This is a genomic window from Candidatus Hydrogenedentota bacterium (assembly GCA_016791475.1).
Classification (GTDB): Bacteria; Hydrogenedentota; Hydrogenedentia; order Hydrogenedentales; family JAEUWI01; genus JAEUWI01.
Window position 1 is genome coordinate 73,285 of record JAEUWI010000027.1, and the last position, 19,653, is coordinate 92,937.

Annotated in this window: 9 protein-coding genes; 4 read left to right on the forward strand and 5 right to left on the reverse strand. The window is 62.3% G+C overall.

The window, feature by feature from the left end; all coding sequences use genetic code 11:
• Window positions 1-95 precede the first annotated feature (95 nt).
• Window positions 96-623 carry a YdcF family protein gene (locus tag JNK74_15570; protein ID MBL7647605.1) on the forward strand — a complete coding sequence of 176 codons (528 nt, stop codon included), beginning with the start codon at window positions 96-98 and terminating at the stop codon, window positions 621-623.
• A gap of 121 nt (window positions 624-744) precedes the next feature.
• Here JNK74_15570 and JNK74_15575 read toward each other — a convergent pair whose 3' ends face one another.
• Entirely contained in the window at window positions 745-1,341 is a 597-nt protein-coding gene (locus JNK74_15575; GenBank protein ID MBL7647606.1) for a hypothetical protein, read from the reverse strand.
• Between the two features lie 330 nt (window positions 1,342-1,671).
• Window positions 1,672-3,975 carry a phasin family protein gene (locus JNK74_15580; GenBank protein MBL7647607.1) on the reverse strand — a complete coding sequence of 768 codons (2,304 nt, stop codon included), beginning with the start codon at window positions 3,973-3,975 and terminating at the stop codon, window positions 1,672-1,674.
• A 248-nt stretch (window positions 3,976-4,223) separates the two neighbouring features.
• Between JNK74_15580 and JNK74_15585 the strand changes: the two genes are divergently transcribed.
• The 3 genes from JNK74_15585 (at window position 4,224) to JNK74_15595 (ending at window position 10,188) form a co-directional block, all read left to right on the forward strand.
• Window positions 4,224-7,661: a PSD1 domain-containing protein gene (locus tag JNK74_15585; protein MBL7647608.1), complete on the forward strand. Its 3,438-nt coding sequence runs from the start codon at window positions 4,224-4,226 to the stop codon at window positions 7,659-7,661.
• Between the two features lie 53 nt (window positions 7,662-7,714).
• Window positions 7,715-8,530, forward strand: a complete 816-nt coding sequence (locus tag JNK74_15590) for a DUF3800 domain-containing protein (protein MBL7647609.1) — start codon at window positions 7,715-7,717, stop codon at window positions 8,528-8,530.
• 209 nt (window positions 8,531-8,739) lie between these two features.
• Window positions 8,740-10,188 (forward strand): DUF1501 domain-containing protein, encoded by a 1,449-nt coding sequence (locus tag JNK74_15595; GenBank protein MBL7647610.1) that lies wholly within the window; start codon window positions 8,740-8,742, stop codon window positions 10,186-10,188.
• Window positions 10,189-10,344: 156 nt separating this feature from the next.
• Here the strand turns inward: JNK74_15595 and JNK74_15600 are convergent, their stop codons facing one another.
• From JNK74_15600 to JNK74_15610, 3 genes are all read right to left on the reverse strand, one after another.
• Window positions 10,345-10,755 (reverse strand): DUF2237 domain-containing protein, encoded by a 411-nt coding sequence (locus JNK74_15600; protein MBL7647611.1) that lies wholly within the window; start codon window positions 10,753-10,755, stop codon window positions 10,345-10,347.
• Between the two features lie 130 nt (window positions 10,756-10,885).
• Window positions 10,886-16,597, reverse strand: a complete 5,712-nt coding sequence (locus tag JNK74_15605; GenBank protein MBL7647612.1) for a c-type cytochrome — start codon at window positions 16,595-16,597, stop codon at window positions 10,886-10,888.
• Window positions 16,598-16,702: 105 nt separating this feature from the next.
• On the reverse strand, window positions 16,703-19,381 hold the full coding sequence (locus tag JNK74_15610; protein ID MBL7647613.1) for a hypothetical protein: 2,679 nt from the start codon (window positions 19,379-19,381) through the stop codon (window positions 16,703-16,705).
• Window positions 19,382-19,653: the final 272 nt, after the last annotated feature.

Below are 19,653 nucleotides of genomic sequence, written 5' to 3' on the forward strand. Positions count from 1 at the left end.
GGGGCATTCACTTCCCGAAACCATTTCGGCAATTGGAGGGAGTCCTGTCCGTGCGCAAAAAGTTTCGAATGCTTTCCCGTGTTTTGGCTTTATTGATGCTGCCGCTCCTCGTCGCCATTTCGGCCCTCGTCCTGGATGGCTTTACCGACGACCTCTTCAAGGCCGACGCCGCGCTCGTCCTCGGGAACTCGGTATTCCCCGACGGAACGCTTTCCCCCCGACTCCGGGGGCGCGTGGAGCGCGGAATGGAGCTATACAAATCGGGGCTCGTTCCCAAGATCGTGGTGAGCGGCGGGCTGGGCAAAGAGGGGCACTACGAGGGCACAGTTATGGCTGCCTGGCTGATGGCGCAGGGAGTGCCCGAGCAGGATATCGTTATTGACAATGAGGGGATCAATACGGCGGCCTCCGCGAAGAATTTCGCCGCAATCTGCGACGCACATGGCTTTGAATCGGTGATCGTCGTAAGCCAGTTCTTCCACATCAGCCGTTGCCGCCTGGCCTTGAAGCAGGCGGGGATAGCGCGCGTCGGCACGGCCCATTCGCGGGTGTATTCGACGCGGGATGTGTACTCGACGCTGCGCGATGTGGTGGCGTATGGGAAGTACCTGTTCGCGGACTGATGGGAACGGGGCATGCCATGCCCCCTTTTCGGCTTCACAGCGGTTGCGTGGTTCCGGGCATCACAAAGCCCAATATGGGTTCAGGCCGTTTTCGCTCTGATTCCCAGGCTGTGCCCAGAAGCTACGGTGCAACAGAGCCGTCGAACTCCTCGGAATACACGACCTTGTCGCCACCCAGCGACAGCACGTAGCGCATTCGCGTATGAAAGCTTCCGCTGTAAATCGGGACCACAAATTCCCAGTAGTGTTGGGGTTCAAGATTCACACCGAAGTAACTGAAGTTGCAGAAACCATTGAAGTAGCTCTCCAAGGCGCGCCACCGCCCTTCGCTGTCCATGACCTCCGGAATCGCATACAGCACAAAATCGATGGTGGGGATTACCCTGGTCTCGCCCGTGTTGTTGTAGAGGCGTACCTTTCTGCCCATGTATTGGTCGTTCCAAGGTAGCGGTGGACCGGGCACGAGATAGATGCCCACATCACGCTGCAGCGGCACCATGGTCGCGTCGATCGGTTTCGACGCCTGAAGCACGGAGTCCAGGATGTCATTTCGATAGGGGTCCTTGTGCGGACGTAGGTGGAAAACTGGATCAATGAGCCGCTCGACACGTGGCGGCTCCGGCGGTGGTGCGATCCAATTCCACGGAGCGAGAAACGCGAACGCCGTGACGGCGGTTGACGCGAACAGCAGGTGCTTGACGGCTTGCCGGATTTTCATACTCGGTGCTCCGAAGGGGGAACCATGGCCCGGTGACATCCGCAGCAATGGCTACGGTCCATCTCTACTACGTCGCGTGGAACGGAAGGTTCACTTTCAGGTGGTTGAAATGAGTGAAGTAGTTTGACCCTGGAGACGATGGATTGAGGCAACCAGATTGAATTCAAGGTCAATGACGGAGTCGGCATTCAGGTCACCTCGAAGTCGCTACCCCCATCCACCGGGACAGGCACGCGCGTTGACAACTCTGCTTCAACGTGCAATCACCTTCAAGATAAAACGCAACACGCGCTCGCACAAGTGGCGAGCGCGTGTCCGTCCCCTTCGGTCTTAAATTTTCTCCAGCAACCACCGACAATTCACCACCTTCTCCACCAAATCCAGCGGCAAGTAAAAATACTGGCAGGAAGGCTCGAATCCAATCCTTGAATCTTCCTTCACCAGCTCGTAGAGCTCCTTCGCCAATACCAACTCCGATTCCACCGCCTGGCGCATCTGTTGCCGCAATTCCTCCGTCGCTTCCGGCGTGCGGGTGGCGGTGGGATCGACGAGGGCGTCGCGGGCGGCCGTGAAGCGGCTTTGGTTGGCCACGGCCTGGAAGTGGTTCGCGGCGGCTTTCGCATAGCGCAGGTCGGTCGCGACGGCTTCTTTCATGTGGTCCGGCGCGGTTGCGGCGGCCTTCGTCAAAGCCTCGATGCCCGGCTTCCAGCCCTGGGCGACTTTCTCGAACTGGTCCGCGAAGATATCGGCGGGGTAGGGTCCGCGCCAGCCGTCGAGGTTGTCGTAGGGAATGCCCCACATGGTGGCGCTGTAGCCCGTCTTCTCCGCGTAGAGCGGGTTGGCCGAGCCCCATTGCACGGGGCAGGTGTAGACCACGCTAATATGGAAGGGGTATTCGCGGAAGGCTTCGCTCATGCCGGTCCAGGCCTGCCGCGCGAGAGGCGCGCCCTCGGCGCCGTAGCGTTCCGTCGCGATCTCGTTCAGCACGGCGTCAATACTTGGTGCGGGTTTGCGGCTGAGGCGCTGGGCCAACTCGATGTTGGGCGAGGGGTGGCCGCCCATGGTCCAGCCGATGAACATGGCGTCCAGGTTGGCCTTGGTCAGCAGGTTGTTGCAGTGCTCCGCCACGAGATCCATCACGGGCAGGTAGGGGACCGTGGCAATCTCGCAGGTGTTGTTAAATTGAATCTCTGTACCCGTTTTCAGGCCCATTTTCTGGGCCAGTTGCCAGTGGGGCACGGCGCGCGGACCGGGTCCCACAGCGGAGATGGAGTACTCGCCCACGGTGGATTCAATACCGCCGCGCGAAATAGGCAGATGCCATTCACTGACCGACATGAGCCAGATGTTGTCCGGCAGTTGCTCGATGATTTCCACCGAGTCGCCATGGCCACGCCAGCCCCAGTCGGAGATGAGCACGTTGGCCTTCGGATCGCCCCGATGGACGCCCTCTTCCTGAATGGCGACGACTTCCGAGAGTATATCCGTGTCGGTGCGCTCCTTGCATCGCGGGCAACCGCTCTGGCCACCGTGCGACGCGCAATTGGTCAAGTTTTCCGATGCGGAGATGGAGTAGATGCCGCCGAGGCCGGGCACCTCACGGAAAATGTGAGCCAGGGAAGCGCCCATCCACTGGCGCACTTCGGGCACCGAGGTACAGAGGGCCGTGAGCTCACCGCTCTTTGTGCCCGCCAGTTCCGGGTGCTTCTCGAAGAAGGCATGGGGCATGCCGCGCGGTTCATTGATGTAGAGGTAGAGCTTTACGCCGAACTTGTCCGCGCGCTCCACCATCTTGCGGAGGTTGGCGAGGCGCACCTCGTGGCCCTCGCCAAACTCGGGGAAGGTGGCGCCGCCGGGGGCCAGATCGCGCAGCACGGCATGGAGCCAGACGCCGTTGATGCCCGACTGGGACAGGCGCTGCAGAAAGCCATCGGGATAAGGGTCCAGTTCTGGATGGATGAGCGGGTCACCAAAGACCGCCACATAGGAATGGACGATACGCTGAAAGGGCACCTCGCCCTCGGGAGACGCGGGTGGCGGGGTGAAGTTGGCCACGGGCTCGCTCAGGTAGCGCGCAAAATCGAAGCGCGGCTCGCCGGGCTCGTTGATCTTCGCGCCAAAGTCCCCCTCCACCACGGCGCGAATCTCCGCCGCACGCGCTTTCACAGCATCGCTCGGCGCGACATAGCGCAGCGGATCCGCGACGGGCTTCAACTGGCCAAGCTTGTGCCAGAGAAAGTCCTCCTCCCGCAGCATCACATGGAGCCGCTCCGGCGTGAAATCGAGGAGCTGGAGCAACTGCTCATAGGACAGGAGGTGCCAGTTGCGACGGATGATGGTCACATAGCCGCGTTCCATCATCGCGCGGGGCACATCAGGCTTTGCGGGCAGACCCATGGACGTGGCGATTTCGGTGACCTGCGCTTCGGTCGCACCTAGGACTTCCGCTATCTTCGCGGGCACCACGGCGTTCCAGTTGCGCCACACGAATTCATGAACCCGATCCGGAAAATAACCGGCCGACAGCGCGGCGGGGGCGCCACCGTGGGGCAGCATGGAAACATCGGCGGCGGGTGCGCCCGCGGCAAACAGGGACACGAGAACCAGCGCGGCGCGCCAGAGTCGAGATGACATGGGATGCGTTCTCCAGACGTGGGGCAGTGGGTGATTAAAGTCTGGGCCTATCTTACCTGAATTCCCCTCGGGAATCGCGCGGATTCGGCGCAAGCATTCCCCGTGCGGTATGGGTGCAGGGCAATGTTGCAGTAAACGGACTGGGGGGTGGAGAAGAGGCATTTTCTCAAGGAGGACGCGCAGGTCATGGATGGAGTAAGATTGATGGCGATTCAGTCTCTCAATGCAGCACCCGTGGAGTCCAGACCTTGTTCGATCCAACCCGAGTCGTTCCGGTTATCGCCGTCTGTGCCCTCGTGAGCGGCTTTTCCGCCGCGGCGACGGAACCCCTGTCCTACAACCGCGATATTCTTCCCATCCTCTCCAACAACTGCTTCGCATGTCACGGGCCCGACGCCCCGGCGCGCCAGGCGGGTCTGCGGCTGGATCAGGAAAGTGCCGCGAAACAGGCGCTGCCCTCCGGGACCATTGCCATCGTGCCGGGTGACACCTCGACGAGCGTCCTGCTCCAACGAATCAATTCGGCCGAACCCGACGACTTGATGCCACCACCGGACTCCGCCAAGTCTCTGACGGCCGCACAGAAGGAGACGCTCGCGCGCTGGATCAGCGAGGGCGCAGCGTGGCAGGCCCACTGGGCCTTTATCCCGCCTGCGGAAGTCGCGCCGCCCACGGTGACCAATGCCGCGTGGCCCCGCAACCCGATCGACAATTTTATCCTGGCGCGCCTCGAAGCCGAAGGCGTCGGCCCCGCGCCCGAAGCCGACCGGAACACCCTGATCCGGCGCGTGACGCTCGATCTGACCGGACTCCCCCCGACACCTGATGAAGTCGCGGCATTTGTTCATGACGCCGCTCCCGACGCCTACGAAAAGGTGGTGGAGCGGCTTCTGGCTTCACCGCGCCATGGCGAGCACCGTGCGCGCCAATGGCTGGATATTGCGCGCTACGCCGACACCAACGGCTACGCCGCCGACATTGCCCGCACCATGTGGCGCTATCGCGACTGGGTGATCGGCGCCTTCAACGCAAACATGCCTTTCGACCAGTTCACCATTGAGCAGCTCGCGGGCGATCTCCTTCCCGAGCCCACACTGGAGCAGCGCATCGCCACGGGCTTCAACCGCAATCACCCCATCATGATGGAGGGCGGCGCAATCTTTGAAGAGTTCCGCGTGCAGAATGTGGTGGATCGCGTCGACACCACGGCTACAACCTGGCTCGGCCTCACCATGAAGTGCGCCCAGTGTCACGACCACAAATACGATCCCATCTCCCAGAAAGAGTTCTACGAGTTCTACGCCTACTTCAACAATGTCGCCGAAGAGGAATCAAAACTCTTCGGCACCGAGCTCGATGGCAACTCGCTGCCGCGCATCAAGGCCCCGCTGCCCGCGCAGCAGGCCGAGACGGCCCGCCTGGAAGCTGCATTGACGGCCATCCGCGAACGCAAGCTTCACGACGATCCCGCGTTGGAATCGGCCCAGGCGCAGTGGGAGATGGCTGAGCGGAGCGCGATAAACGCGCGCTGGATTGAATTGGAATCCCCGGTCCTATCCGAAGACACCGCCGCGCCCGGCCTTGTTTTTGTCAGTGATACGAATCTGCGGGACATCACCGCGCTGCGCCTGGACGTAGCTCCCGGTGCGGATGTTGGCCTCGCCGAAGTCGAGCTGCATATCGCGCCCACGGCGGGCGAAGCGCCCGAAGCACGCATTCCCATTGCCGAAAGCACGGCCACATGTGATGGCGTGAAATCAGCCCATGATGGCAATGCGGAGTCCATCTTTGTCGCCACCGGACCCGATGCCACAAGTGCCGTCTTCGTTCCTGCTTCTCCCTTCAGTTTTGCGGAGCGTACGCGCATCCGGGTGGTGCTCCGCGGCGTGGCTCTGGCCGCCGCGCGCGACCGAATCGATCTCCGTATCTCCAGCGACCCCGCCTTCCTTCCGGCGACCGTCGGTGGCTGGCTCGTGAACGGACCCTATATCGCGGCCTCGGGTGATGAGGCGCTGGCCTCCAGCGACGTTGATCCAGATCAGATTGATCTGGGCGCGACGTATGATGACGGGCGCGCCAAGTGGATCGCCTTCCCCGGCGGCCTGGCCGATGGCGTCGCCCACAACTTGAGCGGAAAAACCTGCGCCACCTGGTTTCATCGGACGGTCACCGCACCGTCCCCGCGTACCATGAATCTGTCGCTGGACAACCGCAATGCGGTACGCCTCTGGGTCAACGGCCGCCTTGTCCTGGATAAAGAAGCCCAGCGCGGCGAAGTGGGTGCGCACCCGGCCCCCGTTACCATCGAGTTGAAGTCGGGGGACAATAGTATCCTCGTGAAGACGGTGGATTACTACGATTTCAACGCCCACACCTTCTTCTTCGCACGCCGAGGCGAGACCATCGGTCCCATGCCGCTGGATGTGGAGCAAGCGCTGCTGCGTGATCCCGCCGAGCGATCCGATGGCGAGAAGGGGGCCGTGCGCGCCTTCTATCGCAGTCGCCACTGGGATCAGTGGCCCGCGCTCCACGCGGAAGAGCTGGATCGCGCCTGGGAATTGGCCCAGCTCGATAAACAAATTCCCACCACGATGGTCATGGAGGAACTCCCGGAGCCACGCCCCGCAAACATTCTCCTGCGGGGGCTCTATGATCAGCCCGGCGACCCGGTTTCGCCCGCCGTGCCGGCCGCGCTTCATGGGTGGCCCGAAGGCCAGCCACGGAACCGCCTCGGTCTCGCCAATTGGCTCATGGATCCCGCGAACCCACTGACCGCGCGGGTGGCCGTGAACCGCGACTGGCAGCGATTTTTCGGCGCGGGTCTCGTGCGCACCGCCGATGATTTCGGTGCGCAGGGTGAATGGCCAAGCCATCCCGAGTTGCTGGACTGGCTCGCCAGAGATTTCATCGCGTCCGGCTGGGACATGAAGGCCCTGCAGCGGCGCATCGTCACCTCGGCTACCTATCGTCAGAACTCGCGCGTGCGGCCCGAACTTGCGGAGCGCGATCCGGAGAATCGCCTGCTGGCGCGCGGTCCGCGCTACCGCCTGGATGCCGAGCAGATCCGGGATAACGCCCTGGCCGCCAGCGGACTGCTGGTGGAGGCGCTCGGTGGACCCAGCGTATTGCCTTATCAACCACCGGGCCTCTGGCGCGACGTGGCCTATGGCGGCGGAGGCCTGCGCTACACCGCCCAGGAGTTTATCCAGGATCACGGCGACAAGTTGTATCGCCGCAGCCTGTACACCTTCTGGAAGCGTGCCGCCGCGCCGCCGGGCATGCTCCTCTTCGACGCGCCCAACCGCGAAGTCTGCACCGCTCGCCGCAGCCGCAGCAACACGCCTCTCCAGGCCCTGGCGCTGATGAACGACACGCAATACGTCGAAGCCGCCCGCGCCATGGCCGAGCGCATCGTGAAAGAGTCTGGTCCGGATGCTACCGCGCGCATCGACTATGCCTGCACACTCCTGCTGGCACGTCCCGCACGCGACGCCGAGAAGACCGCGCTCCTGGCCCAGTTCGAAGCGCAACTTGACGATTATCGACATGATCCGGAAGCTGCGAGGGAATTATTGGACACCGGAGAATCGGATTACGACATCGCGCTGGATGCGGCCGAGCTCGCGGCCTGGACCCTGGTGGCGAATGCCCTGATGAATACCGACGCGGCGGTGACGCAGTTTTGAGACTGGTTTTTAGCCACAGATGACTGCAGAGAAAGCGAAGAGAACTACTCACGGTGGGCCATATTCTTCACGCTCTTCCGCGGCAAGAAGAATTTGCTTTTGGTTTTGGCGCAGAGGTCAGGATGATACCGAGAACTGATTGCGATACCATCTACATCGACGATTCGGGATTCGGAAGCACGCATTACGTCTTCACTGGAATCTACATCCCAAGAGGCAGTGCGAATGCAGCGAACAAAATGATGCTCGATTGGCGGGCTTCGCTTGATGAAAGGTACGGAATCTCGCCGGAATACGAACTTCACGCAACCAACTTTGTAAACAACCGAGGCAGACCGGCTGGTGAAGCAAGGCTTATCTTCAGGTCAACGCGTGTCAAGATCTACCTTGAGTGCCTGAACCTTATAGCGGGGGTTCCTGATGTCAAAATATTCAACACACTGTCTGATCGCAAGGCCCAGATGACTGCGTTTGGAAGATTATTGAACCGGCTTCAGGTCGCCGCTCGAAAGCGGGAAAGCACAGTTCAAGTCTGTTGTGATGGCGGTAAGGAAATGGAAATGAATCGGCTTATGCGAGATCTTCGCTTTTCAAATCTAGTTCCGAGTCGGTATGGGCAATGGGAAGATGGCCGACATTTCCAAGACGTTCGATTGGATCGCGTGCATGAAGCTATAGTCTTCCTGGATTCACGGGAGAGCCACTTTATTCAAGCTGCCGATTTTTGCGCGTACGCCATGCTTCGCTGGAAGGCAGAGGAATTGCCGAACAGAACGCGGAGCAATCTCCACGAGGCGTATAAGCTTATCGAGCCAGTCTTTGAACGGAAGGCATTCCGCGCCGATCCACATGGCATCATTCGGGCATGAAAAAGGGCACTTGGCGTTACACCAAGTGCCCTTGGGCAAGACCTAATCGCCATACGGCTTTCGGACCTGCAACTGAATTATACAATCATCACGGTGACCCGTCAATCCAAGATCCGCGGTCATGCCTGAGTCAGTATTCCGCCGTGAGGTTGTCGCCCTGTCGTGAGATTGATTTGTTATAATTCTAACAGTAGTCACGGAAAATACCCATGCACCCGCAACAAGAACACGAACAACTTCTTACCCGGCGCCAGTTCTTCGGGCGCTCCAGCGCCGGTATTGGCATCGCCGCCCTCGGTGCGCTCCTCGGCGCCGCGCCGCAGGTTGGTGCTGCGCCCAGAGGCGCCATGCCGCTCTTCCACCATGCGCCGAAGGCCAAGCGCATCATCTACCTCTTCCAGTCCGGCGGCCCGTCCCAGATGGAGCTCTTCGACTACAAGCCCACGCTGGAGCGCTTCCACGGCCAGGATTTGCCCGCGTCCATCCGCATGGGCCAGCGGATCACCACCATGACCTCCGGCCAGAGCACCCTGCCCGTGGCCGCCTCAAAATTCACCTTCCAGCAACACGGAAAGAGCGGATTGTGGCTCAGCGAACTGCTGCCCAACCTCGGCAAGGTGGCGGATGATCTCTGCGTCATCCGATCAATGAACACCGAAGCGATCAACCACGATCCCGGCATGACCATGATGCAGACCGGAAGCCAACTGCCCGGACGGCCTTCGTTCGGCGCTTGGATGAGCTATGGCCTCGGCAGCGAAAATCAGAACCTGCCCGGATTCGTCGTCCTCGTCTCCTTTGGCAGTTCGCGCCGTCCCGCCCAGCCCCTACGGCAAAATTTGTGGGGCGCCAGCTTCCTGCCCAGCGAGCATCAGGGCGTCACGCTCCGGCCCAGCGGCGACCCGGTGCTCTATCTGGCAAACCCCCCCGGCGTCAGCGACGCCGCCCGCAGGCGCATGCTGGACACGGTATCCGCGCTGAACCAGTCGCAGTTGGAAGAGTTCGCCGACCCGGAGATCAACGCGCGAATCGCTCAGTACGAAATGGCCTATCGCATGCAATTCTCCGTACCGGAGTTGACCGATATCTCCGGCGAGTCGCCGTCCGTGCTCGAGAGTTACGGGCCCGACGTTCACAAACGCGGGACCTATGCGGCGAATTGTCTCCTCGCGCGGCGCATGGCCGAACGGGGTGTCCGCTTTATCCAGCTTTACCATCGCGGCTGGGATCAACATGGCAGCCTCCCCACGGACCTCGCTCTCCAGTGTGGCGATGTGGATCAACCGACCGCGGCGCTCATCCAGGACTTGAAACAGCGCGGGCTGCTGGAAGACACGCTGGTCGTGTGGGGCGGTGAATTCGGTCGCACGTCCTATTGCCAGGGCGGGATTTCGCGGGACAACTATGGCCGCGATCACCATGGCCGCTGCTTTTCCGTCATGGTCGCGGGCGGCGGCGTGAAGGGTGGGATTACCTGGGGCGAGACCGACGACTACGGTTACAACATCGCGCGGGACCCGGTGCACGTCCATGACCTGCACGCCACCCTGCTGCATCAACTCGGCGTGGATCACGAGCGCCTGACCTTCCGCAGCCAGGGCCGGGATTACCGCCTGACCGACGTACACGGAAAAGTGGTCGAGGGGATTCTGGCGTAGGGCGGATTGAACCTGTGGGATTCATGGACGAAGTGGACATTGTGGACTGAGTGGACAATGTGGACTGATTTAAATTCGTGATCGGTGAGTTGGCTTGTCCACCAAGTCCTCACAGTCCACTTCGTCCAGACCGACTCCAGACTCCCGCCTCCAGACTCAGTAAACCGAATGCTCCCGCAGATCCGCCAGGTTCACGAACTCCAGCGCGGAGATGTGGGTCGCTTCCAGTACCACGGGAGGGGCCATGCCCGCATCGAGGGCTTCCTTCCAGCGCATGGCGCAGAGGCACCACTGGTCCCCCGGCTGCACGCCCGCGAAGCGCATCTCGGGACGCGGCGTACTCAGGTCGTTCCCCCGCGATTTTGAAAACTCCAGAAACTCTTCCGTCGCGCGGATGCAGATGATGTGCAGGCCGATATCATCCGCGCCCGTGTTGCAGCATCCATCCCGATAAAAACCGGTCAGGGGATCGCGCGAACACTCCTGCAGGTCGGTACCCAGTACATTCTTCGCTCCAGCCACGATACAGCCTCCAACTTCCAAGTTTCCGTCATACGCCCAACCCATGGGGCAAGGGGTAGCATAGCACAAGCGCGGAATCCGGTGGCGGGGGGCTGTCTGACGGATACGACGGATAGGACCGATTTGATCAATCCGTCGTATCAGTCCTATCGGTCCTATCGCTGTCAACGGCCACCTAATAGGTGCTCTTCAAAAACGCGATCAAATCCGCCACATCCTGCTGTTTCAGCGTGGCCTCCCAGCCGTCGGGCATGAAAGACATGCTGGTGCTCTCCATGTTGTAGATGTCGCTCCGCAGCAGCACCCGTGAGATCCCGCCCGCGATTTTCAGGGTGATGCTTGTCGCGTTTTCCGAGGCGATAATCCCGAAGAGTTGCTCGCCGTCATTCAACTCGCAGTTGTACGCGTGAAAGCCCGGCTGAATGTCCAGATTCGGATCGAGAATGTTCGCCAGGATCTTCTCCGGCGGATGCTGGGAGACGGTCCGGAGATCGGGGCCCATGTCGATGCCCTCCTCACCGATGCGGTGGCAGGGCGAGCAGGATTCCTTATAGAGCGCATGGCCACGGGCGATGTCGGGGGTCAGCGTGAGTGCGGGGCTGTAGGCTTCAATGACCTTCGCGCGGTCTGGCGAAGAGCCCGCACCGAGCCGGGCCGCGGCCGCCTCGCGCACCGCGCCGTCGGGATGGCGCAGCAGGCGGGAACGGCGGATGGGGTCGATGTCGTTCGTGGCGATGGATCCGGCGGCCACGGCGTCGAGAAGCTGCATGGCCCAGGACGCGCGGGAAAGAATTCGGTCTACGGCCCGCGCCTTGCCGTCCCGATCAAAGCCCGGCCAGGCCGCCAGCACGAGGGCGGGCACCTGGTCATCACCGGTAGCGGCGAGGGCATCCAGCGCCTCCGCCACTTCCTCCGCCGACCCGCCGCCCGTCATGTGTCCGACGAGGAAATTGATGGCCTCCGGGCGTCGGCCCTCGACACGTGCCAGCAAGGCGGCACTCGCAATGCGCGATGCGGGCGCCGCCGTAATATCCGCCAGCAGTGCGCCCGCCGATTGGACCAGTGCGTCATAGGCCATCGCGAGCTCCGCCTGGGGTCCTGAAGTGTTGCCCGACGTCAGGGCGCTGATCGAGGATTCCTGGCGCGCGAGCGCGTCGAGCAGGTCTACGCAGGACTCCAGCGCGAGGGCATCCGACGTCTCCCGCGCACGGGTAAAGGCGGAAGCGAGCAGCACGGCCACCGCCGATTGGTTGCCCGCGCCCAGCGCGATACCCGCGAGCGCGGGACGCAAGGCGTAGATCGCGGGATCATCGATTTTCGCCAACTCGGCAATCAGCAATTCCTGATGGGGCAGCGCGGAACTGAGTGCCGCCACCGTGACGAAGGGATCGGCATGATCCCGAACGAGAATCGACGCCAGTGCCGAAGCCGCCTCGGGGGAAGCCGGAACCTCGCCGAGGGTGAAGGCGGCCTGCAAGCGCACTTTAGGGTCATCATCGCCGGCCAGCGCGGCCACCTGTGTCGCGAGCGCCGGGGTCATGCGCGATTCCGCCAGGCGCAGGGCATTCTCGCGCAGGCCCGGATGTGTATCGCGCAACGCATCGGCCACGAGACCCTCGCCGAGCGCGCCGAGCCCGTCCAGCGTGCACAGCGCATGCAAGCGCGCGCGGGGATCCTCCGACTGCGTCATTTCTTCCAGCGCGGGCACCGCCGACAGGTCGCCGCGCCACAGAATCAACTGCTGGGCCGCGTCGCGCACCCAGCCATTGGAAGAGGCCAACTGCGCCACAAGCCCGTCGCCGTCCAGCTCCGCAAGCGCGGGAACCGCCTCGGGCGCCTCTTCCGTTCTACGCACGCGATAGATCCGGCCCTTGTCGTCGCCTTCACGGTAGAACGGTAGCAACTCGGCCTTGCCCTCTTCCGGTAGCCAGTCGGGGTGTTCGATCATGTAGCGGTACATGTCCGCGATCCACAGCGCGCCATCGGGCCCCGTCCGCACCATCACCGGCCGACACCAGCGGTCGTCGCTCGCAAAGAAATCCGGCTGGCCCTCCTCGCCCGCGCGGCGACCCGCGAAGGACGGGCCCTCGGGCACAAGCACCATGCGCTGCACAAGATTGTGGAAGGGCTCGCAGGTGAAGCCGTTCATCTCGTCCTGCGGGAAGAGCGCCCCATCGCGGTAGATCATCCCGCTGCAGGCGGAGGTATATCGACCCGATTCCTGGAAACTGTGAAAGCGCTTTTCCAGTGCGCTTGCCGGGAACACGGGCGGATTGATTGCGCCGAGCACCTGCACGCGCCCGTCCGGCGTGGCCAGGTAGGGGTTGCGCTTCAAATAGTGATCCTGAAGCACGTAGTGCCAGAGGGGTCGGGAATTCTGTGTGCCAAACCAGTGGCCCCAGTCGTCGCGATTGCGCCCGAACTGGGTGGGGCCGCTCTGGGGTTCCACCTCGCCCGTGTCGGGCCGGAAGCGGAAGTCGCGGCTGCCCACGGCTACTTCCGAGCCGTTGCGCGAGGACTTAATCTTCGTTTCCAGGCCGTACTCGCCGTGGTGCCCGCCCGCCGCTACATAGACCCAGTTGTCCAGGCCCCAGCGGAGGCCGTTGGCGCGCAACTGCTGGTTGCCCGTGGTCAGGCCCGTGAGGAGCACCTCGCGCTCATCGGCCACATGGTCGCCGTTGGTGTCGCGCAGGAAAATCACATCAGGCGCGGCCGTCACGATGACGCCATCGCGCCAGGTCAGAATGCCATTGGGAAAACTGAGTCCCTCCGCGAAGAGGGTGGACTTCTCATAGGTCCCATCTTTGTCGGCGTCTTCCAGCATCCGGACCCGTCCGCCCGCCGATCCGTTGCCATCGAGCCCGAGGGGGTAGTCGGACATCTCCACCACCCATAGGCGGCCCTGCGTGTCCCAGTCAAAGGCCACGGGATCGATCAGCAGGGGCTCCGCCGCCACGAGGTCCACCGTGAAACCCTCGGGCACGCGGATGCTCTTCAGGCCCTCTTCCGGCGATCGCGGCAGCGACGCGAGGCCTGGTCGTTGCGCGGTGGTATCCACACGCGCCGCCGTGTAAAGTTGCGCCGCTTCTTCCGCCGTCAGCGCGCGATCGTAGAATGCGAAGGCCGCGAGTCCGCCGTTGAGCGGGGCGAACTGATCACTCCGCGCGCCGAGATAGAAATCCGGCGAGGCGGACGCCGTGACCGGCAGCTCGCCGTCGATCTCGGGCTCGGGATTGCCATTGAGGTAGACCGTGGCCTGTTCCCCTTTGCGCACCAGAACAAGATGATTCCACGAGCCCGGCGCGATGACCGATTTTCCAAAGAGGGTCTGAGCGGATGTATTGCCATTGTAAAGATTGAGTTTGCCGACGGTGTCGGGATGGTGGTTCCCCGAGATGCCCAGATGCTCGCCGTTCGCGTTCGGATCGCCCATGGGGCCTCGGCTGAACAGATAGGCTGTGATGGGGTTCGCGTCGTTCGGGGTCTGATTCTTGAACCACAGCGAAACGGAATATACATTCGCGATCCCCGGCGCCGCGCCCCGGATGCGACCACCCTTGTAAACCGGCACGGCCAGACTCGCGCCCTTGTCCAGCAGGATGTTCTCCCGGCGGCCATCCAGCGGTGCGGCGATCACGGGCTTCATCGCCGCGATCGTTGCCCCGTAGTCGTTGGAGAACACGGGAATCCCCAGTTTTTCCTGGAACTCGGCGATCCGCCGCTCGGCCTCGGCTTTCTCCTCCGCGTTGTACTTCGCGACGTTGGAGATTTCCCACAGGCTCGCGATCTCCGCCGCTGGGAGGGCGCGGGGGTAAACCGCGATTTCATCCAGTTTTCCTTCGAGTCTGTCTCCGAAAAACACACCGCCCGCTTCCACGCTGGTTTTCGTGACAACTTCGGGCTCCGTCGCTCCATCCAAATGCACGCGCAATTGATCACCCTCGCGGACGATGGCAGCGAAGTGCCAGTGATTTGCCGGATACCGCCCTGCCCCGCTGACGGTACCGCCCTCCGCGTTAACCGACAAGGTCAATTCATGGAATGGATTGGTCGTGTATGTCACCTCCGCATGAGGGAGTCTGGCCAGTTTTCCGCTGCGGTCGCTTGCGCCGCTCTCTTCGCCAAGCCAGAACCAGGCGAGCGCTGTATAGTCACCACGGTCAAGTGGGTTACAGTCGGTCAAGCCACCGAAGGAGAGATGCACGGCCCTATTGATCTGGCCTGGTCCGGAAAAGGCCGAATCCGTCAGCGCTTCCCTCGCGCCGATGCCCGAGCCGCTCGCCACGCCCGGAAGGTATCGGGCGAATCCGCCCAACAGTTTTGCCTCCGGCCCACCGGGAACCGAGTTCAGCAGTCCCTTTCCCGCCATTTCCTCCATCCGCCAGTACGAAGTCGGTGCGCCCTTCATAATCGCCTCGGCATAGGGCCCCATGGCCGCTTCGACAGCCCGGCGCGGTTTGCCCGTCGCTTCCTCCATCGCGCCGAGCAGTGTCTCCACGATTCTCGGCTCTGCCTCCACTTCCAGGCCCGCCGTGCGCGCGGGCCAGGTGGTGTAGCCGCCGAGGGTGTGTTGTTCCGGCGGGGGGATGTAGCCCTCCGCGCCGTTGGCCAGTTCGATGTTGAAGTGAGCATTCAGGGGCGACTGGGCCTTGAGTTTCAGACCCGTCAGCGCGAAAACTTCATTGGGCAGCGTCGTGATGCCCAGATCGCCGATCTGAATCGCCTGAAGCACGAGCTCCGCCGTCGGGCGCTCGTGAAGATAAATCGCCTCGTGGGCGTAGACCTCGGGCTGGGTCGCCGGAAGTCGATCGCCCATAAGCTGGACCTGTTCCCGCGCCCAGGCGAGGCGCTTTTCATCGGGCACGCGAAAATTCAGGGTGATCTTCTTTTCCGAAACCGCCAGGGGGGCCGCATCGCGCCATTCGATCTGGTGCCAGGCCTTGATGGCGTAGCCCGCGACTTCGGCGGCGTAGTCCTGAATCGTCGGCGGTGCGGGGGGTGAACCATAGTCCATCCACATGAGGTCGCCGCTCGTGCCCTGGGAGATCATGGCCACAAACTCGCCCTCGCCGGAGGACTGTCCCAGCAGCGCGGCCATTTGTCGGCAGAAGTGCCCATAGTAGTCTGCGGAAACCGGCGTCGAACCGAAGTAGTGCTGGGAATAGTTCGCCAGCACCGCGATGGGTTTTCCGTCCGGTGTTTTCACCGCCAGCACGCTTAACCCGGGATCCACGGGACCCGACGGCCCGATGATGTCGGGGCTTTCATATCCGGGGTGCATGTTGGCCCGCACATTGGTTTCGCCGAAGGGATCGGGCAACAATTTGTCCGCGCGGCGTATCCAGCGGCGGTTGTGGGTGTGTTCCCAGTCGTCGATGGACGACCAGCCAATCTGCGCGGGCTGGAGGTTGTTCAGCGCGGCGGTCATGGCCTCCACCAGCTTGCCGGGGAGCCAGGCGGTGTAGGCCGGATCGGGCCGGCTGCCCAGGCAGCCCATGGATGCGGGCGCGGTGTGGGTGTGGGTCGCGGAAACCATCATACGGTCCATGGGGAGTCCCGTGGTCGCCGACACCTGGGCCTTTGCGCCGTCGATGAGATCCCGCGTCATCATGCAGGTGTCCACGATGCAGAAGACCAGCTTCGACGCGCCGTCGTCCAGCGCCAGGGCCCGGGCGTGGATCGGATCGGTGGCCGCTGTCGCTGTGCCTTCCACGAAGTTGCCGTTCACCCGCACCGGGTACTGCTGGGGTGTGATGTCCACCGCCGCCGCACCCGCGCGGAAGACCGCCTGGGCCAGCGCGGGTTCAACCGCAGCGGCTGCAAGTATCGACGTGATCAGAAGGTTCCGGGAAAAAAATCGGGGACAAACGAAAGGGGGCAATGCCATGTTGGGATCCGTTCCTGTTGAACTACCAGCCAGAATGCGGACACCAGTAAAGCACACGGGGAATATGGCGTCAAGGTGCGGATGCGGGAGGCGTCCGCGATTGCATCAGTAACTCCACGGCTCGCTGTTCACCCGCGAGGTGACCAGGCCGCTGCTTCGGAACGTCTCCAGCAATTGCGTCCATTCTTCCGTACTCCCCAGTACGTAATAGGTGAAGTAAGTCGTGGTGCCGTGGTCAAACTGAATCCAGGGCTGGAGCTCCGTGTAGTAATAGGGCGTTGGCGTGTTGTCCGGATGGTTGTTCCAGAGATGCAGATAGACGGCATCGTTTACCGGATAGCCGATGACCAGCGAGGTGTGGGCCTCGGGATCGCTCCCCGCCGCCCAGCCCTCTCTGGGGAAGCAGGCCCGGCCATAGTAGCGCGCCAGTTCGGGGCGCGTTTCCACCAGCGAGTCTTCAGGGAAGTAATAGTGGTCCTCGGGGCCGGTGGAGGGGCCGAGTTCGAAGAGGGGATTGATCCCGAAGGTGGCGATGGACGGCGTCATATCCTGAAATTCATAGGCCGCTTCCAGCACCGGTCCGCCCGCGTAGAGCGTGTAGACCTTGCCGATCTTGCTGCCGTGCATGTTCGCCCATACCCGCACCCGCGCGCGGTTTCCGGAGGCCTGCACGATTTCGTGATGATACTGAATGTGGCCGCCGATGTAGGGATAGCCGATAAATTCTTCCAAACCGCCGAAGGGATAAAAGGCGCGGGTATCGCCCGGCGTCCCATGGAGCGGCGGGGTCTTGGGCCAGAGTTTGAAGAAGATATTCTCGCCCGTTTCCTTGAGGATGTACTCGATGACGCGCCCGCCCTCCTTCAACACCGCCACGCGCACGGCATCATTCTCCATGATGACTTCGGGGATGCCATCCCCGTCCAGATCTTCCTCGCGCACGTTCACCTCGCCGGGGGCCTCGCGCAGGGCAAGTTGACCAGTCGTCGTGACGCCCAGCGCGCTTGCCTCGACGATATAGTCGCCCGCGGGCAGGGTAAAAGTCACCGATTCTCGCGTTTCCTGCCACGGCATCGCCGCGACCTGCCGCTCCGTGCGGTGGACTTCTTCGCCCGAGTCTTTTCTCTTCACCACAAAGGTGAGATCGATGCTGGTCGCCTTGGAGCTGTTCCACAAAGAGATGGGGTAGGTGATGGGGCCTGGCACGTCGTAGCGCAAAGTATGGAAGCTAACCACGCGCGGGATCTTGATGGAAGCAAGCGCGTGGAACGGCATCGGGGTTTCGCCAGCGATGTTTACCGTGCCTCGAATCCCCACCAAGTTGTTTCGGCCGCTGGCGCTGGGTTCGAAGGTGAAGGGCTCGCTCAGCACCCGCGTCGTTTGACCCGGAATCATGTTCATGACCTTTTCGTCCGGCTCGCTTCCGGCAGCATACTCCAGCCCCGCGCCGGGCATCAGCGTGAGGGTGCCTGTCAACGGCTCTGCGGTGCGGTTCGTAACAGAGACCGTCAATGCGCCATTCTTGAATTTTGCGTCGACACCCACCGGGCCCTGGATCCGCTCGCTCAGCACGGTGCCCTCCAGCAACAAAAACTGAATCGCCGTGCGCAACGCCTTTGGCCCCACGACCACGCCCTCGGGATAGATCGCCACGGCCCGCTTGCCTTCAATCGCAGCGAGGAGCGACTGCTGCGTCAGTTCGGCGCCCTTTTCCAGAAAGGCCACCATGGTGGTCGGGGCTTCGCGATAGAGGTCGCCCACCGGCGCGATAAAAGGCGCGTCCAGCGCCTCAATGCGCGCCTGGTCGCCGGGGCCGCTCAGGAGGAAGCCCTGAAAGTTTGCGGCATTCGGACCGTCCGCCGAGCCCAGACTGGCGAAATAATGCCCGCCCTTTTCCTTCGCCCATGCCAGGCACTGCTCCACGGTATTGTCCTGCACATCGGGATAGCGCTCCAGGCCGTACATGGCGCCCCCGGTCACGTTCTGGCCCGACACGAACACGAAGGGATCCTGCACTTCCGCCAGCGCGCGGTTCACCGGCCCCGCGAGCATCCAGTCGTTATAGCCGTTCACCATGATCCAGCCACAGCCCATGGACCGCGCGAGGGAAATAAGATCAAAGGGGTTGTGACCCGCACCCGGCGTGATCATGAGGTGGTTGGTGGTGACGCCCGCCAGTCCGCGGTGGAAGTCGTATTGCTTCAAGACGGCCAGGGTGTCCAGCACCAGGATCTTCAGCCGCGCGAGTTCCTCCGCCGAGTGGCTCGCCAGCACGAACACCCGGCCGGACGAATCCTCCAGCCTAAAAGCGCGATCGCGGCGAAACTGCATTTCTTCCGGCAGCGTTGCAATCAGCTCGGCGCCCAGGGCGTCCTGGTCGGTGAGTGTGATCAGGAGGTCGCCCTCCGGGGCTGCTGAGAAGACTTCCGCCGCCGGACGATCCAGCAGGGTGAACTCCCGCTCCACCAACGCCTTCATGAACCCCGGCTGCACCCAGAGTTCCTCCAGCATGAACTGGCGGCCCAGTTCTTCCTCCAGCGCCCACAGCGCGGCTTCGGGCGTCTGGCGCGACTGGAGAAAGAGTCCCCGGGCGCTGTTCCAGGCCCAGGCATCGCGGCTCCAGTAATTCTTGTAGCCGTCGAAGCTGAAGTCTCTGGTTTCAAGCCGCTTCGCCTCGGCGACACCGGCGGGCGTCGTCAGGGAAGCAAGATCGCGGGCCGGGGCCGGGAAATGGAAAAGCAGGGAGAAGCTCCCCGCGATCAGAAGCATTTTCGACACTGACATCGGGCAAGTCCTTCCTGCGTGTGACGTTCGACGGGAGGATGGTATACCAATTTCGTGTCGAATTAAAGGAGGGCACCCCCGGTCCTGAGTGATCCCCAGTTTTCGATTCTTTGCAATTGTTTGTGTAGCAGATAGTTAGCTGTTGACGTAGCGCCAAATTTGATCAAAAATGGACTGAGCAGTTTCGATCTAGCGCCAAAACCTCAAGAGGAGATTCCAGCAATGCTCAGTCCAGTTGATATTCTGCCATGGCTTGAAGCGAATGTAAACGG